Origin of the sequence: Corynebacterium coyleae (assembly GCF_030408635.1) — a bacterium.
Taxonomy (GTDB): Bacteria; Actinomycetota; Actinomycetes; order Mycobacteriales; family Mycobacteriaceae; genus Corynebacterium; species Corynebacterium coyleae.
In genome coordinates this window covers 2,046,160-2,067,708 of record NZ_CP047198.1, presented here as the reverse complement: position 1 = coordinate 2,067,708, position 21,549 = coordinate 2,046,160, and the positions used below count along the sequence as shown (strand labels likewise).

19 protein-coding genes and 1 pseudogene are annotated in these 21,549 nt (G+C 62.7%); 12 read left to right on the top strand and 8 right to left on the bottom strand.

What is annotated here, in order from left to right; all coding sequences use genetic code 11:
- Window positions 1–3: 3 nt before the first annotated feature.
- A complete protein-coding gene (gene purB, locus CCOY_RS10100) occupies window positions 4–1,428 on the top strand; it encodes an adenylosuccinate lyase (RefSeq protein ID WP_256388296.1) in 1,425 nt (474 codons plus the stop codon).
- Here the strand turns inward: purB and CCOY_RS10095 are convergent.
- The gene (locus CCOY_RS10095; RefSeq protein WP_070771831.1) at window positions 1,425–1,952 is read right to left on the bottom strand and encodes a hypothetical protein; all 528 of its coding nucleotides are present in this window, start codon (window positions 1,950–1,952) and stop codon (window positions 1,425–1,427) included. The two genes, purB and CCOY_RS10095, sit on opposite strands and share 4 nt — an antisense overlap.
- Before the next feature lie 19 nt (window positions 1,953–1,971).
- Between CCOY_RS10095 and CCOY_RS10090 the strand changes: the two genes are divergently transcribed.
- Genes CCOY_RS10090 through CCOY_RS10080 form a run of 3 tightly spaced genes read left to right on the top strand, consistent with a single transcriptional unit; the run spans window position 1,972 to window position 5,659 of the window.
- Window positions 1,972–2,868 (top strand): phosphoribosylaminoimidazolesuccinocarboxamide synthase, encoded by an 897-nt coding sequence (locus CCOY_RS10090; protein ID WP_092100620.1) that lies wholly within the window; start codon window positions 1,972–1,974, stop codon window positions 2,866–2,868.
- A gap of 11 nt (window positions 2,869–2,879) precedes the next feature.
- The gene (locus CCOY_RS10085) at window positions 2,880–4,976 is read left to right on the top strand and encodes a S9 family peptidase (protein WP_092102820.1); all 2,097 of its coding nucleotides are present in this window, start codon (window positions 2,880–2,882) and stop codon (window positions 4,974–4,976) included.
- A gap of 8 nt (window positions 4,977–4,984) precedes the next feature.
- Window positions 4,985–5,659, top strand: coding sequence for a DUF2334 domain-containing protein (locus tag CCOY_RS10080; protein ID WP_092100618.1), 675 nt, complete (start codon window positions 4,985–4,987; stop codon window positions 5,657–5,659).
- Here CCOY_RS10080 and CCOY_RS10075 read toward each other — a convergent pair.
- Genes CCOY_RS10075 through CCOY_RS10060 form a run of 4 tightly spaced genes read right to left on the bottom strand, consistent with a single transcriptional unit; the run spans window position 5,641 to window position 10,470 of the window.
- Window positions 5,641–6,462 (bottom strand): metal ABC transporter permease, encoded by an 822-nt coding sequence (locus CCOY_RS10075; protein ID WP_092100616.1) that lies wholly within the window; start codon window positions 6,460–6,462, stop codon window positions 5,641–5,643. The genes CCOY_RS10080 and CCOY_RS10075 overlap by 19 nt on opposite strands.
- Window positions 6,459–7,130 (bottom strand): metal ABC transporter ATP-binding protein, encoded by a 672-nt coding sequence (locus CCOY_RS10070; protein ID WP_092100614.1) that lies wholly within the window; start codon window positions 7,128–7,130, stop codon window positions 6,459–6,461. Before CCOY_RS10070 ends, CCOY_RS10075 begins: the two co-directional genes overlap by 4 nt.
- Window positions 7,131–7,145: 15 nt before the next feature.
- Window positions 7,146–8,051 carry a metal ABC transporter solute-binding protein, Zn/Mn family gene (locus CCOY_RS10065; RefSeq protein WP_092100612.1) on the bottom strand — a complete coding sequence of 302 codons (906 nt, stop codon included), beginning with the start codon at window positions 8,049–8,051 and terminating at the stop codon, window positions 7,146–7,148.
- Window positions 8,052–8,067: 16 nt separating this feature from the next.
- Window positions 8,068–10,470, bottom strand: coding sequence for an ExeM/NucH family extracellular endonuclease (locus CCOY_RS10060; protein ID WP_092102817.1), 2,403 nt, complete (start codon window positions 10,468–10,470; stop codon window positions 8,068–8,070).
- Between the two features lie 109 nt (window positions 10,471–10,579).
- Between CCOY_RS10060 and purS the strand changes: the two genes are divergently transcribed.
- Genes purS through purL form a run of 3 tightly spaced genes read left to right on the top strand, consistent with a single transcriptional unit; the run spans window position 10,580 to window position 13,764 of the window.
- Window positions 10,580–10,810: a phosphoribosylformylglycinamidine synthase subunit PurS gene (gene purS, locus CCOY_RS10055; protein WP_070816113.1), complete on the top strand. Its 231-nt coding sequence runs from the start codon at window positions 10,580–10,582 to the stop codon at window positions 10,808–10,810.
- Window positions 10,807–11,481 carry a phosphoribosylformylglycinamidine synthase subunit PurQ gene (gene purQ, locus CCOY_RS10050; protein WP_070450214.1) on the top strand — a complete coding sequence of 225 codons (675 nt, stop codon included), beginning with the start codon at window positions 10,807–10,809 and terminating at the stop codon, window positions 11,479–11,481. Before purS ends, purQ begins: the two co-directional genes overlap by 4 nt.
- 6 nt (window positions 11,482–11,487) lie before the next feature.
- Window positions 11,488–13,764: a phosphoribosylformylglycinamidine synthase subunit PurL gene (purL, locus tag CCOY_RS10045; protein ID WP_092100610.1), complete on the top strand. Its 2,277-nt coding sequence runs from the start codon at window positions 11,488–11,490 to the stop codon at window positions 13,762–13,764.
- On the opposite strand, the gene CCOY_RS10040 is transcribed toward purL, so the two are convergent.
- A complete protein-coding gene (locus tag CCOY_RS10040; RefSeq protein ID WP_070614438.1) occupies window positions 13,761–14,771 on the bottom strand; it encodes an acyl-CoA thioesterase in 1,011 nt (336 codons plus the stop codon). The genes purL and CCOY_RS10040 overlap by 4 nt on opposite strands.
- Before the next feature lie 24 nt (window positions 14,772–14,795).
- Between CCOY_RS10040 and CCOY_RS10035 the strand changes: the two genes are divergently transcribed.
- The 4 genes from CCOY_RS10035 to CCOY_RS10020 all read left to right on the top strand — a co-directional run bounded on the left by CCOY_RS10035 (window position 14,796) and on the right by CCOY_RS10020 (window position 19,222).
- The gene (locus tag CCOY_RS10035; protein WP_092100607.1) at window positions 14,796–15,173 is read left to right on the top strand and encodes a sterol carrier family protein; all 378 of its coding nucleotides are present in this window, start codon (window positions 14,796–14,798) and stop codon (window positions 15,171–15,173) included.
- A gap of 15 nt (window positions 15,174–15,188) precedes the next feature.
- Window positions 15,189–16,703 (top strand): amidophosphoribosyltransferase, encoded by a 1,515-nt coding sequence (purF, locus tag CCOY_RS10030; RefSeq protein ID WP_070422524.1) that lies wholly within the window; start codon window positions 15,189–15,191, stop codon window positions 16,701–16,703.
- On the top strand, window positions 16,703–17,770 hold the full coding sequence (gene purM, locus CCOY_RS10025) for a phosphoribosylformylglycinamidine cyclo-ligase (protein WP_070771839.1): 1,068 nt from the start codon (window positions 16,703–16,705) through the stop codon (window positions 17,768–17,770). Before purF ends, purM begins: the two co-directional genes overlap by 1 nt.
- 840 nt (window positions 17,771–18,610) lie before the next feature.
- On the top strand, window positions 18,611–19,222 hold the full coding sequence (locus CCOY_RS10020) for a hypothetical protein (protein WP_092100606.1): 612 nt from the start codon (window positions 18,611–18,613) through the stop codon (window positions 19,220–19,222).
- Here CCOY_RS10020 and CCOY_RS10015 read toward each other — a convergent pair.
- Together CCOY_RS10015 and CCOY_RS10010 are read right to left on the bottom strand one after the other, a co-directional pair.
- Window positions 19,219–20,133 (bottom strand): annotated as a pseudogene (locus tag CCOY_RS10015) (IS3 family transposase); the annotation flags it as partial. The gene CCOY_RS10020 and the pseudogene CCOY_RS10015 sit on opposite strands and share 4 nt — an antisense overlap.
- The gene (locus CCOY_RS10010; protein ID WP_244268753.1) at window positions 20,127–20,381 is read right to left on the bottom strand and encodes a transposase; all 255 of its coding nucleotides are present in this window, start codon (window positions 20,379–20,381) and stop codon (window positions 20,127–20,129) included. The gene CCOY_RS10010 and the pseudogene CCOY_RS10015, both read right to left, overlap by 7 nt.
- A 99-nt stretch (window positions 20,382–20,480) precedes the next feature.
- On the opposite strand from CCOY_RS10010, the gene CCOY_RS10005 reads away from it, so the two are divergent.
- Complete coding sequence (locus CCOY_RS10005) at window positions 20,481–21,281, top strand: zinc metalloprotease (protein ID WP_092100605.1); 801 nt, start codon at window positions 20,481–20,483, stop codon at window positions 21,279–21,281.
- Window positions 21,282–21,549: the final 268 nt, after the last annotated feature.

Genomic DNA, 21,549 nt, shown 5'->3' with positions numbered 1-21,549 from the left:
GCCGTGAAACCGAATAATTCCAATGTTCTGAGCAACCGTTACGCCTCCCCGGAGATGGCCACCCTGTGGGCTCCGGAGCACAAGATCATCCTTGAGCGCCAACTGTGGATCGCAGTGCTCAAGGCCCAAAAGGAACTCGGTGTCGAGGTCGCCGAGGGCGCTATCGAGGACTACGAGAAGGTCATCGACAAGGTCGACCTGGACTCGATCGCGCAGCGCGAGAAGGTCACTCGCCACGACGTGAAGGCACGCATTGAGGAGTTCAATGCGCTGGCGGGCCACGAGGAGATCCACAAGGGGATGACCTCGCGCGACCTGACCGAAAATGTGGAGCAGCTCCAGGTGCGCAAGGCGCTGGAACTGACCCGCGACAAGGCGGTCGCGCTGCTCAAGGCGGTGGGCAACCGCGCTGGCGAGTACAAGTCCCTGGTCATGGCTGGACGCTCCCACAATGTTGCGGCGCAGGCCACCACGCTGGGCAAGCGTTTCGCCTCTGCTGCCGATGAGATCCTGGTGGCCATCGAACGGATTGAGGAACTGCTGGATCGGCTCCCACTTCGCGGCATCAAGGGCCCGATGGGTACCGCGCAGGACATGTTGGATCTCATGGGTGGCGACGAGGCCAAGCTGGCGCAGCTCGAGCAGGGCATCGCAGAAGGTCTCGGCTTCGACCGCGTCTTTGACTCGGTGGGTCAGGTGTACCCGCGCTCGCTCGACTTCGACGTGGTGTCCTCGCTGGTGCAGTTGGGTGCAGGCCCGTCGTCGCTGGCCACCACGATCCGCCTCATGGCCGGCAACGAGACGGTCACGGAGGGCTTCAAGGAAGGCCAGGTTGGTTCCTCGGCGATGCCGCACAAGATGAACGCACGCTCCTGCGAGCGCGTCGGCGGCTTCCAGGTCATCCTGCGTGGCTACCTCACCATGGTTGGCGACCTTGCTGGCCAGCAGTGGAACGAGGGCGACGTGTTCTGCTCCGTGGTGCGTCGCGTGGCGCTGCCGGACGCGTTCTTCGCCATTGACGGCCAGCTGGAAACCATGCTGACCGTGCTCGACGAGTTCGGCGCGTTCCCGGCCATGATCAACCGCGAGCTGGACCGCTACCTGCCGTTCCTTGCCACCACCCGCATCCTCATGGCGTCGGTGCGCGCCGGCGTCGGCCGTGAGACCGCACACGAGGTGATCAAGGAAAACGCCGTCGCTATGGCGCTGGACATGCGCGAGCGCGGCGCGGAGCAGAACCTTGTGGAGCGTTTGGCTAACGACGATCGCCTTCCGTTGGACAAGGCAGCACTGGACAAGGCGCTCGAGGACCGCCACGCGTTCATCGGCGCTGCCGAGGCGCAGGTGGATCGTGTGCTTGCACGCGTGCAAGAGGTTGTGGATGCGCACCCGGAGGCTGCGAACTACACCCCGGGCGAGATCCTCTAGGGGGAAGTAAAGGTCACAGTGGCGTCGCGGGTGCTGACCTCGACGCCGGTGCCTACTACACCCCGGTCTGCGGTGCCGGACCAGGAGGCGACGAAGCCGTGCTGGGGCCCGGTGAGGTCCGGGGTGTAGCCGGTGAGGGCGCTTTCGCCGCAGTATTCGGGGTTGGCGGTGTTGGCGGTGAGGGTGTCGTCGATAGGCGTGAGCTTCGGCAGCGTGACGGTGACGTCCACGGGGAACTCACCCACCGCAACCGGGGTGAACGTGACGGGGAAACACACGAGCATGTTTGCCTGCTCGGCGCTGCGTGGAGCGCGCCGCGTTTTGGGGGCACCGACGGTGACGTCCCACTGCACGGGGACGTGGAAGCTCACATCCTCGGTGACCACGCGGGCGGTGTCGCCGAAGGACAATGTGGTGCCGTCGCGGGTTGGTTCAAACGCTGGCATGTTGCCAGCGAACTCCGAAGGGGTGCCGCACGCAGCCAAAACGAGGGGGAGTAGGACTGCAGTCGCGCGTTTGATCACGGGGAATATACTAACGCGCATGCGTCCAGAGCTTTCTGATTATGCCCATCTCGCCGGCGGCAAGGTCCGCGAAATTTACGAAGTCGATGACAACACGCTGCTGATGGTGGCATCCGACCGTATTTCGGCGTTCGATTTCTCGCTCGAGCCGGCCATTCCGGACAAGGGGCGTATCCTCACCGCAACGTCGATGTTCTTCTTCGACCTGCTCGGCGATGTCCCGAACCATCTTGCGGGGCCGATTGACGACGAGCGCATTCCCGAAGAGGTCCTCGGTCGCGCCATGGCGGTCAAGAAGCTCGACATGGTGCCCTTCGAGTGCGTTGCGCGTGGTTACCTCACCGGCTCTGGCAAGAAGGAATACGACGCCACTGGCCGCGTCTGTGGCGTGAAACTGCCGGAGGGCCTAACTGAGGCATCGAAGTTGCCTGAGCCGATTTTCACCCCGGCGACCAAGGCGGAGCAGGGCGACCACGACGAGAACGTCACCTTTGAGTTCGTGGCCAACAAGGTTGGTTCTGACCTGGCTGAGCGCCTGCGTGCGGCAACGCTGGATGTCTACACCCGTGCCGCCGAGTACGCGGAGACCAAGGGCATCATCCTGGCGGACACCAAGTTTGAGTTCGGTTTGGACGAAAACGGTGAGCTTGTGCTTGCCGACGAAGTCCTCACCCCAGACTCTTCCCGCTACTGGCCGGCGGACAGCTACGAAGAGGGTGCGACCCAGCCGAGCTTTGACAAGCAGTACGTGCGCAACTGGCTGACAAGCCCGAAGTCCGGTTGGGATCCGGCCGACGGCGTGCAGCCGCCTGAGCTGCCGGGATCCGTGGTGGAAGCCACCCGCGACCGCTACATCGAGGCGTACGAGCGCCTGAGTGGCCGACGCTTCTCTGAATGGCCGGGGGAGCACGCGTAGGCTTTCTGGGCATGAATGCTCCGAAAGCTGCGAAGCACCCGATTACACGATCGTTCCACGGCCGCGACTTTGTCGACGACTACGAGTGGCTGCGGGACAAAGAAAGCCCCGAGGTAATCAGTTACCTCGAAGCTGAAAACGCCTACACGGAGTCGAAGACCGCCGCGTGGTCCGGGCTTGTCGACGACATCTACGCCGAGATCAAGTCCCGCATCAAGGAAACGGACATGTCCGTGCCGCAGCGCCAGGGCGACTGGTGGTACTACGGCCGCACCATTGAGGGCAAAAACTACGGCATTTCCTGCCGTGTGCCGACGCGTGACGAGCCGTGGACACCGCCCGAGGTCAACGACCACATGGCGGACGAGCAGGTCCTGCTGGACATCAACGAACTGGCAGAAGGCCACGATTTCTTCTCCCTGGGCGCCTCGTCGGTGGCCACGACCGGTCGTCTGTTGGCCTACTCCTACGACACTGAAGGCGACGAGCGCTTCACGCTGCGCATTAAGAACCTTGAGACGGGCGAGCTTCTCGACGACCGCCTCGACAACATCTTCTACGGCGCCACCTGGGCCGGCGAAGAGTACCTGTTCTACGTGCGCGTGGACGACGCTTGGCGCCCCCACCAGGTCTGGCGCCACAAGGTGGGCACCCCGGCCGAAGACGACGTGCTGATCTACGAAGAGACGGACGAGAAATTCGGCGTCGGTGTGGGGGCGGACCGCGCGGAGCGGTTCCTCATGATTGTGACGTCCTCTTCGCTGACCTCGGAGTACCGGGTGCTGGATTTGGACAATCCGACCGGTGAGTTCGAGGTGCTGTGGCCGCGCGAGTCCGGCATTGAGTACCACCCGGACTACTGCGTGGTGGACGGTAAAGAGCAGTGGGTGATCACCCACAATGCCCACGGGCCGAACTTCTGTGTGGCCACCACGCCGGTCGGTGAGTTGCCACCGCTGCGCGACCTGGACGTGCTGGTGGAGCACTCCGATTCGATGCGTATCGAGGGCATCGATACGTACCGCGACTTCATGTTCATGGGGTATCGCCGGGGAGGGATTCCGCGGTTGGCGGTGTCGTCGCTAAGCAATGGCTTCGGCGAGTTCACCGAGCTTGAGTTCTCTGAGGAGCTCTACACCGCGAGCCTCGGCGGCAACCCGGAGTGGGACGCGCCGGTGGTGCGTATCGTGTACTCCTCGTACACGCAGCCGTCGCAGGTCGTTGATTATGAGGTGGCGACCGGTGAGATGACGCTGCTGAAGGAACAGGAAGTCGAAGGCGGCTACAACGCCGACGACTACGAGGCCTTCCGCGTGTGGGCCACCGCGAAGGATGGCGCGAAGGTGCCGGTATCCGTGGTGCGTTGCAAGGATGTCACAGGCCCTGCGCCGCTTTTGCTGTACGGCTACGGCTCGTATGAGGCGTCGATGGACCCGGGCTTCTCTGTAGCGAGGCTGTCGCTGCTGGATCGCGGCATGATCTGGGCGTGCGCCCACGTGCGCGGCGGCGGTGAGATGGGCCGCGGCTGGTACGACAACGGCAAGATGCTGCACAAGGTGAACACGTTCACCGACTTCATCGCGTGCGCCGACGCCGCCGTGGCCGAGGGGCTGACCACGCACGAGCAGATGGTCGCCGAAGGCGGTTCCGCAGGTGGCCTGCTCATGGGTGCGGTGGCGAACATGGCCCCGGAGAAGTTCGCCGGCATCCAGGCGATCGTGCCGTTCGTGGACCCGCTGACCTCCATCCTGAAACCCGAACTGCCGCTGACCGTCGGCGAGTGGGAGGAATGGGGCGACCCGTACCACGACGTCACCGTCTACGACTACATGGCTACATACGCCCCGTACGAGAACGTCAAGGCGCAGAACTACCCGGACATTCTGGCGATTACCAGCCTGAACGACACCCGTGTGCTCTACGTAGAGCCCGCGAAGTGGGTGGCAAAACTGCGCGAGGTAGCCACCGGTGGCGAGATCCTGCTCAAGACCGAAATGTCCGCAGGACACGGCGGCGTATCGGGCCGCTACGCGAAGTGGAAGCAGACCGCGTTTGAGTACGCGTGGACGTTGGTGAAGTCGGGCGCAGTCGACGAACCTGTGCGATAATCCCGGCTATGCCCGGCAGCCTGCTTGTCTCTATCTCGTCCATCTTCGACGCCACCTTGGACGACGTGACAAGCATGGTGCGCGACCTGGATAAGGAAAGCGTGCCGGTGTCGCTGCTTGTGGCGCCGCATATCGACGCCACCTGGCACCTGGCCAAAGACACCACCACCAGGGGTTGGCTTGCAGAGCAGCGCGATGATCGCGCGCTGCTGCTCAACGGGTTCGACCAGCCGGTGCAGGGCCGGCGCAGTGAGTTTGCCACCCTCGGTGCCCACGAAGCACGGCTGCGCTTAAAGGGGGCGACCCGTCAGATGGCCGCGCTGGGCTTCGACCTGGACATGTTTGCCCCGCCGCGTTGGCGCATGTCCGAGGGCACGCTTGAGGTGATGGGGGAGTTCGGGTTTGTGGTCGCGGCGTCGACGAAGGGGATCTACCGGCTGGCTCGCGGAGAGTTTGCTCAGGCCCGCAACCTGTCGGTGGGTGAGGGCTACGGTGCGGCGAAGTGGTGGCGCCGAAACGTGATCAAGGCCGCCGGGCGCGGCGCGGAGAAAGGCAACACGATCCGCCTGTCCGTGTCCGGGCGTGAGTTGGGGCAGAAGAAGGTGCGCCGCGACTTCCTCGCCGCGGCGGCTGCGGCTATCGAGTCTGGCGCAAAACCTGCCGACTACCGCGCCTTCAGGTAAGCGATCGCCCGGCACAGTAGGTAGATGCCGAACGAGATAAACGCCACGAACACGCTCACCGGCACACCAGGGGCGAGCGAGAGCACCATGCCGCCGATCGCGGAAACCTCGGCGAACAGGATTGACAGCCATACCGCTCGTACCGGGTTGGCGGTGACTTGGGCGGCGGCCGCGCCGGGTGTGATCAGCATCGACATGACCAGCAGTGCGCCGACGATCTGTACCGACTGTGCGGAGGCGATGCCGACCAGCACCGCGAACACCAGCGCCATCGTGCGTACCGGGACACCGCACGCGGCTGCCATCACCGGATCCGCGGAGGCGAACAGCAACGGGCGCCACAACACGACAACCGCGACGGCGACCAGAACCGTGGTTGCCGCCAACAGCATCACGTTCTGGGCGGACACACCCACGATCTGGCCGGTCAGAAGTGCCAGCGCACGGTTGGAGTTGCCGGGGTAGAGGTGGATAAACAGCACGGATAGGGCCATGCCGAAACTCATCGCCACGCCCACAGCGGAGTCTTGTTGGCCCTTGAGTCCCAGCGCAGCGAGTACCAGCGCCGCCACGATCGCACCCGCGACCGCGCCGAATCCGACGTTGAGGCCGAACAGTAGCGCGGCGGATGCGCCCATGAGTGCTAGCTCAGAGGTGGCGTGGACCGAAAACGACATCTGGCGCAGCACGATCAGTGGCGCCATCACGCCGGACAGGATGCCCAGAAACGCACATGCGATGAGTGTGGTTTGGATGAAGTCTTGGCTCAGCAGGTACGAGGTATCGGCGATAAACGTGCTCACAGGACCACCATCCGTCCGTCTACTTCCACAACGTCTACTCGTGTGCCGTAGAGCTCGCTAAGCACCTCCGAGCGCATCACCTCGGCCACGGGCCCGATGACGTGGCCCTCAGGTCCGATGTAGAGCACTCGGTCCACCACGTCGAGCACCGGGTTGATGGAGTGCGTCACGCACACCACGGCAGCTGGGTGCTCTGCCAGTCGCGTGACGGTGTCGCGTGCGCGGGCGGGGTCGAGGGAGAGCAGGGGTTCGTCGGCAAGCACAAGCTCCGGATCCTGCGCGAAGGCTTGTGCTTGGCGGATGAGCTGTTGCTGCCCACCGGAGAGGATGCCGACGCGGCGGTCGGCAAACGATTGCGCGCCCACGGAGGCAAGCTGCGCCTCGACGTCTTCTGGTTTTGTACCTTTCCCCATTGCAAGTTTGACCAGGTCACGCCCGCGAACGGGGAGGTCTTTGGGGAACATGTGTTGCTGCGGGATAAACCCGATGCGGCCGTGCACTTCCGCCGAGCCGTGCGTGAGGCGGCGGGTTCCCATGAACGTGCCCAACAGGGTGGATTTGCCCACCCCATTGGGGCCGAGCACCGCGATGAATTCGCCGCGTTCAATGGTCAGGTCGAGGCCCGACCACAACGGGTCGACGGCGGCGCCGCGTAGCTCAGCAATCAAATGTGTATGTCCTGACTAATGGTGGTGGAAGCTCGGCTCGGCGTTGTTGGCGATCTCCACGATTTGGTCCACGATCTTCTCAAAGTAGTCGAGAAAGTTCTCGCCTGCCGGGGGAGTCTCCCGAATCTCAACAATGGGGACATTTTTCATCTGCGCGACAGCGGCCAACCGCTCGGTGGCGCTGTTGGTGCTCTGTGGGTTCACAAACAGCATGTCCAGATCGCCCTGTTTGATCTGGTTCAAAAACGCCGACACCGCAGCCGCAGACGGCTCCTGGTGGTTCAGGCTGGCCTTGACGTACTCCTCCGGGGTGATGTCGTGCAGTTCAGTGCCCCATACAAGCCCGGCGGCGATCGGCTCGGTCATGCCGATGTGCACGTGCGGCACGGAAGCGAGCTTCTCCTCGATTGCAGCAATTCGCGTATCGACGACCCCAGCATCCCCACCGGTACGCTGCGCCACCGCATCGGCTACCTCGCGGACCTTTGACGGTGCGAACCAGGCGTGCTCCAACTCGTCGAGGGACTCCGGCAGGTGATCGCTGTGGGCGTGCTCGTGATCGTGCTCTGCGTGGTCGAGCAGCGGAATGGCGTGCACGATGCGGTCCTGCTCCGCGACGGTGTACAAGGCCGCGTCGTAGGCGCCACCATTAGCGACGACCGTCGCTGCCTCTTTGATACGAGACAGGTCCTTGGCGGACGGCTCGAAGTGGTGCGGGTCTACAGCGTCGCCGGTGATGATCGCATCCACGTCCTCCCCGGTCACGGCGGCGGCAACATCTGCCCACACCCCGGTGGTGGCGATGATGCCGGAACCTTCGGCCGCGTCTTCGGACTCCGTAGAGCATGCGGTCAGCGCGGTGCCTGCAAGAGTGACTGCAGCCAGCGTGGCAAGGGTCTTGGCCTGAAAACGATTTTGCATACGCGGTATTCAATCACTATTGGAAACTGTTTTCAATCTGTTTCGGACGAAGAACCAGTGCTGCGAGCAGTGCCATCAACAACACCGCGCCCACAATCCACCCGGCGCGGAGGTACGACAACGACTGTGAGCTGGTGGCGTCGAAACCCACCTTCACCGGATTGTGATCGGAGGACCGGAATGGGGTCCCGGGCTCGTCGATGAGCGGTTCGTCGCTGTTGATCGCCCACACCAGGGAATCTTTCACGAGGTCCATCGCGGCATCGTTGGCTAACACGTGGTCGAGTGAGCCCACCTTGTTGTCGTACTGATACGACGGGCGTTCCTGCGGGATCGTGGCGTAGCCGGCGTCGTTGAGCACGGCGATCGCGTCTTCTTGGGAGTAGGCGTTGAAGTCGCCAATGAGGAACGTGGGTAGGCCGTGCCAGTCGTCTTGCATGTCGAGGTGTTCCAGCAGCGTCCGCGACATGTCTGCGCGGAGTCGGGCGTTGTTGCCTTGGCCGTCGGCGGTGGCGTCGTCATTACGCGAGACTGTGCCCTTGGACTTGAAATGATTCACCACCGCAACAATGTGGTCACCGCCGGCGGCAGGCGCGAACTCCTGGGCGAGCGGCTGGCGGGCGATGCCGGTGAACGTGGAGTCGTCGAAAATGCGCGACTGCCCAACCGGACGCACCTTCGCCGGCTGGTAAATAAACGCCACGCGGATCGCGTCTTCGCGAGTGCCAAGCTCGCTTGGCGACGACACCACCGCCCACCGATCCTCCCCCGCCGCAGCATTGAGCGCATCGACCAAGTGCTGCAGCGTCTCGTCGCGCCGGGCGGCATCGCCTGTGGTGCGGGCGGTGTTCTCCACCTCCGACAGGCCGAGGATCGCAGTATCGAGCTGGTTGATCGCGTTGACCAGCTTCGCCTCTTGCAGCGCGAGGGCCTGCGCATCGTGCGCGCCGCGGAACAGGTGGCAGTTCGTGCAGCCGTGCTCCGGGTCGATGTCGGGGAAGTGGGTGAAGTAATTCATCACGTTGAAAAACCCGATGGACAAATCCCCGCGTACCTTCGCTGGCGCATCGAGGATGCCTGCGCGGGAATCGTCCCAGGTGATCGGTAGATCTTCGGCGCGGGTTTGACCGGTGATTGGGCGCAACGGCTGGAACGTCCAATCCCCGTTGTTGTAGCCCACCACCACATCTTGTTGGAAGGCCACGGTGTCGAATGTGCGGATGGACCTCGTGGGGGAAATGTACGGCAGTGGCACGTCGCGTTCTTTGGCGTAGTTGCGGGTGCGTCCGTCGTCGAGGTTGACGAACTCCGCCGCCTGCTGCGCGCTCATCCGCGCTACCTGATTGGCGTCGGGGCGGGTCTTCTCCGTGGGCCAGAAATGGGGCTCGGCGCCCGGCGCCAGGCCCACGGTGCCGTACTGGCTGAGGTTGTAATTGCCGGTCACGGTGTAGGCGCCGGGCCTGACCAGCATGCCCTCGTAGGGCTCGCGGGCCGCGTCGCCCGCCGGTAGGGCATCGAGGGGGATGGGCGTTGGGGCGGGCAGGGGGTCGTCGAGAAGCGAGATGCTGCTCGCTGAAATCTGGGTCTGGCCGTAGAACTCCTTCGCCGTGCCTTCCACTCGCACCGAATCGCCGTGGGCGGGATAGCGGCCCTGCTTGCCCACGAACACGAAAATGCCGTCCGAGGCGTCCCCCGGCTGCTTCGGCTGGCCGGATCCGCCCGTCTGCATGAAGAAGCCGCGCTTGCCGCCCTCGTCGTAGACTGCCGTGACCACGCCGGTGGTGATCACGGTCGATGACTCATATGGCGTGGTCGCGCCGGTGCCCTGGATCTCCGCGATGGTCAGCACACGCGGGTCTGCCTGTGCGATGCCGGAATTGCGCGGAGTGGGGGCACCCGCACGGAAATCGGCGGCGTTGTTGTCAGTATCCGCGCCATCGGTGACGCGCTGGATGGACAGTTGGTTCGTCGTCTTCTCGCCGGGCGCTCCCTCTGCAAGATGGGGTGGCGTGTCACCCCAAGCCACGCGGTCTACCTCGCCGTCCGCGTTGCGCAGCACCGCAACCGCACTCGTGGCAGAAAAGTTAAACGCCGCCTCACGGTCCGGTGACGGCAGATCGGCTCCCGTCTCGCCGGAAACCCCGCTGATCAGGTAATACCCACCCGCCGGCACCACCCCGAACAACTCAACCACCGTGCCGGAGTTGCCCTTGGCGGAAAACTGCTCCAGCTCCCAGCCGTCGATTGAAACGTCCTGACCGGTGGGGTTGAACAGTTCCACAAAGTCCGCGTTCAGTGGCGCCTGCGCATTGCTGCCGCCACCGTAGACCTCGTTGATCACCACCGCCTCAGCATGTGGCACAAGCGCGATGCTTAACGACGACACCAGCACCAACCACAGCAGACGAGCCCGAAACATTCCCTTAACGTAGCCGGTCATCCGATATTGCTGGACGCGTCTGTCCGTCCGATATACTCGCTGCCGTACCGCAAAGGTCGATCAACCTCCCGAAATGTGAAGGATTCTCATGGCACGAGTCGTCGTCAATGTCATGCCCAAGGCCGAAATTCTTGACCCCCAAGGTCAGGCGGTGCTGCGCGCACTGGGCCGCATCGGTGTCGAGGGGGTGACCGACGTCCGCCAAGGCAAGCGATTCGAGATCGAGGTGGACGACTCCGTCACCGACGCCGAGCTGCAGCGCATGGCGGAAACCCTCCTGACTAACACTGTGATTGAAGACTTCGAGGTTGTGCGATGAGCGCAACTATCGGAGTCATTACTTTTCCCGGCACCCTCGACGACGTTGACGCGCTGCGCGCCGTCCGCCTCGCCGGTGCCGAGCCGAAGCAACTCTGGCACGCCGACAACGACCTGACTGGCGTCGACGCCGTTGTCGTCCCGGGTGGCTTCTCCTACGGCGACTACCTGCGCTCCGGCGCGATCGCCGCGCAGGCCCCGATGATGGGCGCTGTTGTGGAGGCCGCGAAGAAGGGTATGCCGGTCCTTGGCATCTGCAACGGCTTCCAGATCCTCACCGAAGCCGGCCTGCTGCCGGGCGCGCTGACCCGCAACCAGGGCCTGAACTTCCACTGCGTGGACACCTACCTCGAGGTAGCCAACACTGACACCGCATGGACCAGCCAGTTGGGCGAGCGCATCTACGTGCCCGCCAAGCACGGCGAAGGCCGCTTCCAGGCGTCCCCGGAAACCATCGAGGCGCTGGAGAAGGAAGGCCGCGTGGTCTTCCGCTACACCGACAATTTCAACGGCTCCATCAACGCAATCGCCGGCGTGACTAACGAAACCGGCCGCGTTGTGGGGCTCATGCCGCACCCGGAGCACGCGATTGAGACGCTCACCGGGCCGTCCACCGACGGGTTGGGCCTGTTCACTTCCGCCATCGACGCGATTTCGAAGATCGGAGCGTAAAAGACCATGACTGTGCACAACGACACTGTTGAAAACGCCGTCGACACCCCTGACCTTGAGCAGCCGTACGCGGAACTCGGGTTGCAGGATGACGAATACGCGAAGATCAAGGCCATCCTGGGCCGCCGCCCGACGGACGCAGAGCTCACGCTCTACTCCGTGATGTGGTCGGAGCACTGCTCCTACAAGTCCTCCAAGACCCACCTGCGCTACTTCGGTCAGACCATGACCGAGGAGATGGAAAAGAAGATCCTCGCCGGCATCGGCGAGAACGCCGGCGTGGTGGACATCGGAGACGGCGACGCCGTGACTTTCCGTGTGGAAAGCCACAACCACCCGTCCTTCGTCGAGCCCTACCAGGGCGCGGCCACCGGCGTTGGCGGCATCGTCCGCGACATCATGGCCATGGGTGCCCGTCCGATCGCTGTGATGGACCAGCTCCGCTTCGGCCCGATCGACGCCGAGGACACCAAGCGTGTCCTGCCGGGCGTGGTCCACGGCATCGGCGGATACGGCAACTGCCTGGGCCTGCCGAACATCGGCGGCGAGACCGTCTTCGACGCCGCATACGCCGGCAACCCACTGGTCAACGCCCTGTGTGTGGGCACCCTGAAGGTGGAGGACCTCCACCTCGCGTTCGCGTCCGGTACCGGCAACAAGGTCATCCTGTTCGGCTCCCGCACCGGCCTCGACGGCATCGGCGGCGTGTCCGTGCTGGGCTCCGCTACCTTCGAGGAAGGCGAAGAGCGCAAGCTCCCAGCAGTCCAGGTGGGCGACCCGTTCGCAGAGAAGGTGCTCATCGAGTGCTGCCTCGAGCTCTACGCCGCAGGTGTGGTCGAAGGCATTCAGGACCTCGGCGGCGGTGGCCTGTCGTGTGCCACCTCCGAGCTGGCTGCATCCGGCGACGGCGGCATGACCGTCAACCTGGACAACGTGCCGCTGCGCGCTGAGAACATGTCCGCCGCAGAGATCCTCGCCTCCGAATCCCAGGAGCGCATGTGCGCCGTGGTGGCTCCGGAGGACGTGGATAAGTTCATGGAAATCTGCGCCAAGTGGGACGTGCTGGCCTCCGTCATCGGCGAGGTCACCTCCGACAAGGACCGCCTGCAGGTATTCCACAACGGTGAACTCGTGGTGGACGCGCCGCCGTCAACGATTGACGAGGGCCCGGTCTACGAACGCCCGTACGCACGTCCGGCGTGGCTGGATGAGGTGCAGGGCGGTGGTGTCGTCGATAAGCAGGCAACCATCAAGGACACCTGGCTGAAGATGGTCGCCTCCCCGGCGCTGTGCTCGCGCGACTTCATCACCGAACAGTACGACCGCTACGTGCGCGGCAACACCGTGCAGGCCAAGTACGCCAACTCCGGTGTGCTGCGTATCAACGAGGAGACCAACCGCGGCGTTGCTATCTCCGCCGACGCATCGGGCCGCTACACCTACCTGGACCCGAACATGGGCGCACGCCTGGCACTGGCAGAGGCCTACCGCAACGTCGCCGTCACCGGCGCCACCCCGTTCGCAGTAACCAACTGCCTGAACTTCGGCTCCCCGGAGAACCCGGACGTGATGTGGCAGTTCCGCGAAGCAGTCCACGGCCTGGCAGACGGCTCCGCCGAACTGGAAATCCCGGTCTCCGGCGGCAACGTCTCCTTCTACAACCAGACCGGCGAGACCCCGATCCTGCCGACCCCGGTTGTTGGTGTGCTCGGTGTCATCGAGGACGTTGCCCAGGCAATCCCGCACGCCCTGCCCGCAGATGAGGAGGACTACACCCTGGTCCTGCTCGGCGAAACCAAGGACGAGTTCGGCGGTTCCGTGTGGCAGGACATCTCCGGCGCTGGCCTGTCGGGCCTTCCGCCGCAGGTGGACCTTGCTAACGAGGAGCGCCTCGCGCAGTTCCTCGGCGGCAACGCAGCCGGTGTAGCAGCAGCACACGACCTGTCCGAGGGCGGCCTGTCCCAGGCTGTGTTCGAGATGCTGCTCGGCTCCAAGAAGGGCGCTGAGTTGAACCTCGAAGGCGTCCACGAGGACGCGTTTACCGCGCTGTTCTCCGAGTCCGCATCCCGCGTGCTCGTAGCAGTCTCCCGCGACCGCGCAGAAGCAGCGGTCGAGCGTGCTACCGCGGCCGGCATCCCGGTCGCAGTGCTTGGCGACACGACTGGCGACGGTGTCCTGCGCGTCGCCGGCGAAGAAATCTCCGTGCAGGAGCTTGCCGATGCATGGGCTGCGACCATGCCGTCGCACTTCGCAGCCGCAACCGCGCCGAACGCGGCCGTCTAGTCCGTCCGCTGCATAGCCGGTGCCTGTTCCACAATGGGCACCGGCTCATATTGTGCGCGCAGGTCTTTCAGCGTCTGCGTGTGATCCCAGAGGCGCTTGTCCTCATCCGTAACCGGCGTGAACTTACGTGCCGGCAGCGGGGTGCCGTCGATATCCATGCCGATGTAGGTAAACGTCGCGTGGATCGCATCCTTCAAGTTGTCGCGGCCACCACGCGGGTCGCCCGCGCGCAGGTGCACTGAGGTGTGAATGGAACGCGCGTCCGTACGGGTGATGCGCGCATCCACCTCAATCAGGTCGCCGATGTGCACCGGGTGGTAGAAGCGAATACCACCCGCGTAGACGGCGACGGTGCGCTCGCCAGACCACTCCATGGTGCAGGCCGTGCCGGCCTCATCGATCCATTCCATGGCGGTGCCACCGTGGACGTTGCCGCCCCAGTTCACATCGGTTGGTTTCGCCATGAAGCGGTGCACGATGCGCTGCGCCGTGGAGTCGTCGGTGTATGTCTGCGACTCCATCTCCGCCTCAATGGCCTTGCGCAGGTCGATGCGCGACTTCGCGGCCTCGGCCACGCGGCGCTCCTCGGCGTTGGTCGGAACGAATGTCGGCACAGGCATGGACTTGCCCGTGTCCGGATCCTTTGCCACGAAAATGACCAGGCAGTCGCAGGCGCGGGTGAACACGCCCTCGCGCGGGTCGGCGGAAAGCACCTCGTTGACAATGTGCATCGAGGATCGCCCCGTCATGGCGATGCGCGAGCGCACCTCCACAATGTGGCCCGAAGGGATCGGGCGGGTGAAGTGAATGTGGCCCACATACGCGGTCACACAGTAGGTGGCGGACCACTGGGCGGCGCACGCGTAGGCGGCCTTATCGATCCACTCCAGCACGCGACCACCGGAGACACCCTGTGCGCCGTAGTGGAGCACATCGGTGGGGGAGGCCATAAACCGCAGGGTGACGCGAGGGGAGCGTTCGGTAGCAACTACATGGGAATTGGGCATGCCGACACCTTAATATGGGTCCACATGATGCAAAAGCAGGACCCGATACTGACACGCCAGGCCGTCGATGCGGTCAAAGCATGGATTGAGGGGGACGAGGAGTCGTCGAGAAGCGAGATTGCAAATGCTTGTCGACGAACCGCGCGCACCCTCGCCGAAGAACTCCCCGGCCACTCCGTGGAACTGCGCGTGCCCCCATTTGTGGCCGTGCAATGCGTCGAAGGCCCACGCCACACCCGCGGCACGCCGCCAAACGTGGTGGAGATGGATCCCCGCACCTGGATGCGACTGGCCACTGGTTTAACCACCTTCGAGGAAGAACTCGCGCAAGGCAACGTGGATGCTTCCGGATCGCGTGCAGGCGAGATCGCGGCGGGTCTTCCAGTAATTGCCCTCCGCTGACATTCCTCGGATACAGTGTTTGTCGTGCATACGAAGAGCCCCACGGGGAAGACCAACTTCGAGAACAACGACGAACCACGCGACGAATGTGGCGTGTTCGGTGTCTGGGCACCGGGCGAGGACGTGTCCAAGCTGACCTATTTCGGCTTGTTCGCGCTGCAGCACCGCGGCCAGGAAGGCGCCGGCATTGCCGTAGGCGACAAGGACAACGTCGTGGTGTTTAAAGACACCGGCCTGGTCAGCCAGGTCTTTGACGAACCTGTCCTGGAGGCGTTGCAGGGCGATGTGGCGATCGGCCACACCCGCTACTCCACAGCTGGCGGGAACTCCTGGGAAAACGTCCAGCCGATGTTCCGCACCTCGCCCAATGGCACCGACATTGCGTTGGCGCACAACGGCAACCTGGTGAACTTCAAGGAACTCGAAGAAGAAGCGATCGAGCGCAAGCTCATCCCCGCTTCGGGCGTGGACGGACAGGGCTCGTCCTCAGACACCGCTGTGGTGTCTGCGTTGCTGGCGGATCTGGTTACTGAGGACAAGACGCTTCTCGACGCCGCACGGGAACTCCTCCCACGCGTCGAAGGCGCATTCTGCTTCATGGTCACCGACGGCCAGACCCTCTACGCCGCGCGCGACCCGCACGGCGTGCGCCCGCTGTCGCTGGGCCGCCTCGACGGCGGTTGGGTGATCGCCTCCGAGACGTGTGCGTTGGACATCGTCGGCGCCTCGTTCGTGCGCGATATCGAGCCGGGCGAGCTTGTGGCGATTGATAACGCGGGCGTCCACTCCGAACGCTTCGCCGAGACCCCGAAGGCGCACTGCGTGTTCGAGTACGTCTACGTCGCCCGCCCCGACTCCATCATCGACGGCCAGACCGTCAACCTGTCGCGCATCGAGATCGGCCGCCGTCTCGCCCGCGTCACCCCGGTGGACGGCGACCTGGTGATGCCGGTGCCCGAATCCGGCACCCCCGCCGCCATCGGCTACGCGGAAGAGTCCGGCATCCCGTTCAAGCAGGGCCTGATGAAGAACGCCTATGTCGGCCGCACCTTCATTCAGCCGTCGGACACCCTGCGTCAGCTGGGCCTGCGCCTGAAGCTGAACCCGGTGCGCGAAGTCATCGAGGGCAAGAAGCTCATCGTTGTCGACGACTCCATCGTGCGCGGCAACACCCAGCGCAAACTCATCCGCATGCTGCGCGAAGCCGGCGCCGCCGAGGTGCACGTGCGTATCGCGTCGCCGCCGGTGAAGTGGCCGTGCTTCTACGGCATCGATTTCGCAAGCCCCGGCGAACTCATCGCCAACCACGGCCGTACTGATTCCGATGAGGCGATCGCGGAGTCGATCCGCACCATGATCGGGGCGGACTCGCTCGCGTTCGTGCCTATCGACGACATGATCGCCTCCACGAACCAACACGAAGACAACCTTTGTGCCGCCTGCTTTACAGGCAAATACCCCCTGGGGCTGCCCGACGGTAACCCCAACGCCGACCTTGTCCGACGCATCCAGAAAGGTGCTGAAGCCTAATGACCACTGAGCAGACCCCAGTTTCCTACGAGGCCGCCGGCGTATCCATCGAGGCCGGCGATAAGGCCGTCGAACTGTTCGCCCCGCACGCCAAGCGCGCCACCCGTCCTGAGGTTCGTGGCAGCCTCGGCGGCTTCGCCGGCCTGTTCGCGCTGGGCAAGTACAAGGAGCCACTGCTGGCAGCAGGCTCTGACGGCGTGGGCACCAAGCTGGCCATTGCGCAGGCGATGGACAAGCACGACACCATCGGTATCGACCTCGTCGCAATGTGCGTAGACGATCTTGTCGTCTGTGGTGCCGAGCCGCTGTTCCTGCAGGACTACATCGCTATTGGCAAGGTCGTGCCGGAGAAGGTCGCTGAAATCGTCGGCGGCATCGCCGAGGGATGCGTCCAGGCTGGCTGTGCGCTGCTCGGCGGCGAGACCGCTGAACACCCCGGCGTGATGGAGCCGGACGATTACGACGTCTCCGCAACCGCAGTCGGTGTCGTTGAGGCCTCGGAACTGCTTGGTCCTGAAAAGGTCCGCGAGGGCGACATCATCATCGGTATGGCATCGTCTGGCCTGCACTCCAATGGCTACTCCCTGGCCCGCCACGTGCTTCTCGAGCGCGCCGGCCTGCCCCTGGACGCCGAGATGGAAGAGCTGGGCCGCACGCTCGGCGAGGAACTTCTCGAGCCAACCCGCATCTACGCACTCGACTGCCTAGAACTGGCCGCCGAGTGCGAGGTCCGCACGTTCTGCCACGTCACCGGCGGTGGCCTGGCAGGCAACATGGAACGCATCATTCCTGAGGGCCTTGTCGCAGAGATGCACCGCAACACCTGGACCCCAGGTCCGATCTTCCGCACCATCAAGTCCGTCGGCCAGGTCCCGGACGAGGAGATGGAGAAGACCTTCAACATGGGCGTCGGCATGACCGCCGTCGTTGCCGAGGAAGACCGCGATCGCGCCCTGGCCATCCTGGCTGCCCGCCACGTCGATGCGTGGGTGCTCGGCGAGGTCCGCGCCGCCAGCGAAGGCGACGAGAAACGCGCCGTGCTGACAGGCTCCCACCCGCAGTACTAAACGCGATCGCTAGGCCTGTTTTCGGGCTGATACGAGGATTCGTTCTCGTATCAGCCCGTTTCTGCTTTTAAGGGTCTGGCGTTCTACTGCAGCGGAGCCTTGTTTGCGCTGATCGCGTTGTTGGTGTTTCGGGGTGCTAGACGATGAGCGTTGGGGTGGTGTTCTCCTGGTCTGCTAGTGGTGTTCGGGATTGTGCTAGCAGATCGAAAGATGCCGGTGGTGTTTGTCCAGGTCGTGTTGGGCATGGTGTTTATTAGTGGGCTCATCGGCTAGTTGGGCGCGAAACGTACTAGCAGAACAGGGCTAAAGCGCCCTGTTTTTCGTGTCTCGAAGGCTATTGTTGCGTGTGTGCTCGTAAAACGGGGGTAATTTCCGGGGGTAAGCAGGTGGTGCGGATTGCTGAACAATCCGCACGTCACACCCATTTCGAGCCGTTTTCACAGTCGTTGAACAATCTTTCCGACCATTTTAGGGCTGTTTTGAAGTGTTGTTCCGGCATTTCCCCAGGTCGCGATTCAAACGGGCGGGTGTTGGCTGAAAACACCCTTAAACCGCATACTATGCATGCATAAAGATTGTTCAACGAAGTGCACCCAAGGCAAATCAGATCGTTCAACAACCCTTCGCCTCGGTCTGGAATGTGGGTTGGATTGGTGAACAATCCAGACGTTAACCAGGGTGAAAGCGTTGAACAATCCAGAAAAAACGTTGAACAATCCCGCCAAAAATCAACGTGTCCAGCAACCGTTTTACCTGCGCATACAAACTGCATAACCTTAAGCGTGTCAGGAAGAACAGGTCCTGATCAGCGAAACAAGAAATCACCAAGGAGCACCACCAATGCGCAACGCAATCCGCAACACCATCGCAGCAGCACTGACTGCCACCATGGCCATTGCCGGTATCACCCCCGCCAATGCGTGCGACGCTTGCGATGAGCAAGCATTGATCGCCCCGGTTGATTTCGGCACTGGGCTCGACCTGGTTGATTCTGACGGTGACGGTCTTCCCGACGTATGGGAACAACACGGTGTCATCTTGTCTGACGGCACTGCAGTTCCCCTTCCCGGTTATGGGGCTGATGTGAATCGTCCGGATCTGTTTTTGCAACTGAACTGGATGGCGTCCGAATACCGCAGCCTTGGCTGCGAAGACACCTACGTTGACGCTTGTGATTTCGCTGACAAGCGCAACCTTGGCCCATCGGCACAAATGCTTAAAGAGATGGTCGACCTGTTTAACGACCACGGCATTAACCTGCACATCGACGCAGGCGAGTTGTTTACCAACATCCCCAACTACACCCCACAAGGCGGGGAAACCGTCGACTACAACCGCTACTACTTCAAAGATGAAATCCAGGCCTACAAACTGCTCGACAACATCGACGAGTTTGGGCTGTGTCAAATTTTGTGGACGGGTAAACCCGTTGTGTTTGGTTGTGGGGGTTAGGCTGCGGCGGCGTGTGTGTCGGCGCAGCGGGTTTTGAATTGGCGCATTGCTTCGGCGGGGATCAGCCCGGTGGTGGAGTGGATGCGGCGGCGGTTGTAGTACGCCTCGATCCAGTGTCCGACTTCGTAGCGGGCGTCGAACTTCGACGCGAACTGCTTCTTTTCGTACAGCAGATGCAGCTTCAACGTGGAAAACATCGACTCCGCAACCGCGTTGTCCCAGCACACACCGACCGCGCCGGTGCTTAAACGCACATCGAGTTTCTTGGCTGTTTGCGCGAACTGCTTCGAAGTGTACTGCGAGCCGCGGTCGGAGTGAAACACCGCGTTGCCCGCGACGAAACCGGCCGCGTGCGCCATGGTCAGCGCGTCGACGACAAGTTGCGCACTCATCCGGTCTGCGATCTGCCACCCGACAACCATCCGTGTGCTCAGATCGATCACGACGGCCAGATACATCCACCCCTGCGCGGTGCGCAGGTAGGTGATGTCGCCGCACAGATAGGTTGTCGGCATCGCGGGGTAGAAACGGCGCCGAAGCAGATCAGCACGTGCGCTCGCCTGCGGGTCTTGGATCGTGGTGCGTTTAAACGCGCGACGGTACTTGGTGTGCAGCGTGTTGTCAGCCATGATCTTTCGCACCGCATACAGCGTGGTTGCAACGTTTTGGGCCTGAAGCTGCCGGTAGATAGTGCGCGCCCCGGCAAAACCGTTGTGCTCGTTGAAGATCTCGATAACCAGATCGGTAATCGCCGCGCGTTTCGCCCGCGGTGTGCCACCGGCCGGCGGAGTATCTCTACGCTTGCGCCAGGCGTAATAGCCGGAGCTGGATACTTCCAACACACGGCACATCATTGACACTGGGTAGCGGGGGCAGGGGTTGCCTTCTTCGTGGAAGTGGGCAATTACCGCGAAGAGGTCCTCGTGGTGTGCTCCGTGGCGAAGAAGGCGGCCGCTTTTTTTAAAAACTCGTTTTCACGCTCGAGCTCTTTGATCCGCTTTGCCATCTCTGCCGGGTCCTGCGACGCGGCATCAGCAGCGCGCATGTGGCTGCCGGAACCAGTGCCCAAGGTGCCTTCGGCTTTGGCCACCCAGCGTCCCAACGACGAGGACGACACCCCGTACTCCTGGGCCACGGCACCACGAGTCTTGCCGAACATCAACACCTCATCAATGCACTGCTGACGAAACTGATCCGAATACTTACGTGGCATGATTTAATCCTTCCAGATCGGTGGGTTTCACCGTCCACCGGAATCATGACACCCCAGTTCTTAGGCGAGCGTGACAACATCTTCCGCATCGGCGTTATCGGTGATCAGATTGATCAAGGTAACTACGCCTCGGGTATTTCCTTGGTTGGCGATAACTCGCTTTTCATCGCCAATAACCGCCTGATGGGATCAGATGCAAAACTGCGCAACACCATCCTGCACGAATTAGGCCACACTCTAGATCTTCGCCACTGGGGTGCCAACGACACCGTCGGTGACCTTATTAAGGGTGTTTCGCTTCCGATGGCTCCTGAGTATGACTCGGTGATGAACTACCTGTACCAGTTTGGCAAGTTCAACTACTCGGAAAAGCCATACCTGCTTGAAACCCCCAACGGCAACGCAGTTGTCCCCGCCGACTGGGACGTACTGAAAATCAATACTCCGCGTATTGCTGCTGACAACCTTGAAATCGGCGACTTCAGTGCCATGGCAGGTGCCATCATCGACAACAAACCAGAAGCACCCGCCAAGGTTGAAAACAAGGTAGAAGCACCAGCCGCCGACAAGGCAGACGACAAAGCAGAAGCACCAGCACAGGTCGAAGCAGAAGCAGAAGCCCCGGCCAAGGCTAATGACAAGGCTAACGACAAGGCCGAGGAGAAGGTACAAGACCAGGCAGACGCTGAGCAGGAAGCACCGGCCAAGGTGGACAACGCCAAGAAGCAGGCAGACAACAACAAGCCTGCAGGAGCAGACGTCAACATCGCCGCCATCGTCGCCCCGATCGTCGCCCTGCTAGCCATCGTCGGAATCGGCATCGGCTTCGCCAACATGATGCTCTAACCAAACACCCAAACTACAAAGAGTGTGCCCCAAAGAGGGCACACTCTTTTCGTTGCTACACCTGATCGTCTAGCACGACCACAAATACAGCTAGACGGTCTCGAAACCGCCTTCGCAAACCCCCAGGTGATAACGACCACCATGGTCAACACGGAGCTCATCGTCTGGTTCCACAAACACAGAGCTAGACGACCAGGGAAAACAGCAGGCTAGGACCGTCGAGCAGAAGCGCAGAAGGCCCCAGGCAACGCAAAAGCACCCCGAGCGA

Excerpts from the sequence above, each read along its gene's own strand:
- CCOY_RS10090 (WP_092100620.1), top strand. The coding sequence starts at position 1,972 with ATGCGTCCAGAGCTTTCTGATTATGCCCATCTCGCCGGCGGCAAGGTC.
- CCOY_RS10085 (WP_092102820.1), top strand. The coding sequence starts at position 2,880 with ATGAATGCTCCGAAAGCTGCGAAGCACCCGATTACACGATCGTTCCAC.
- CCOY_RS10080 (WP_092100618.1), top strand. The coding sequence starts at position 4,985 with ATGCCCGGCAGCCTGCTTGTCTCTATCTCGTCCATCTTCGACGCCACC.
- CCOY_RS10065 (WP_092100612.1), bottom strand. The coding sequence starts at position 8,051 with ATGCAAAATCGTTTTCAGGCCAAGACCCTTGCCACGCTGGCTGCAGTC.
- CCOY_RS10060 (WP_092102817.1), bottom strand. The coding sequence starts at position 10,470 with ATGTTTCGGGCTCGTCTGCTGTGGTTGGTGCTGGTGTCGTCGTTAAGC.
- purS (WP_070816113.1), top strand. The coding sequence starts at position 10,580 with ATGGCACGAGTCGTCGTCAATGTCATGCCCAAGGCCGAAATTCTTGAC.
- purQ (WP_070450214.1), top strand. The coding sequence starts at position 10,807 with ATGAGCGCAACTATCGGAGTCATTACTTTTCCCGGCACCCTCGACGAC.
- purL (WP_092100610.1), top strand. The coding sequence starts at position 11,488 with ATGACTGTGCACAACGACACTGTTGAAAACGCCGTCGACACCCCTGAC.
- CCOY_RS10040 (WP_070614438.1), bottom strand. The coding sequence starts at position 14,771 with ATGCCCAATTCCCATGTAGTTGCTACCGAACGCTCCCCTCGCGTCACC.
- CCOY_RS10035 (WP_092100607.1), top strand. The coding sequence starts at position 14,796 with ATGATGCAAAAGCAGGACCCGATACTGACACGCCAGGCCGTCGATGCG.
- purM (WP_070771839.1), top strand. The coding sequence starts at position 16,703 with ATGACCACTGAGCAGACCCCAGTTTCCTACGAGGCCGCCGGCGTATCC.
- CCOY_RS10020 (WP_092100606.1), top strand. The coding sequence starts at position 18,611 with ATGCGCAACGCAATCCGCAACACCATCGCAGCAGCACTGACTGCCACC.
- CCOY_RS10010 (WP_244268753.1), bottom strand. The coding sequence starts at position 20,381 with ATGTTCGGCAAGACTCGTGGTGCCGTGGCCCAGGAGTACGGGGTGTCG.
- CCOY_RS10005 (WP_092100605.1), top strand. The coding sequence starts at position 20,481 with ATGACACCCCAGTTCTTAGGCGAGCGTGACAACATCTTCCGCATCGGC.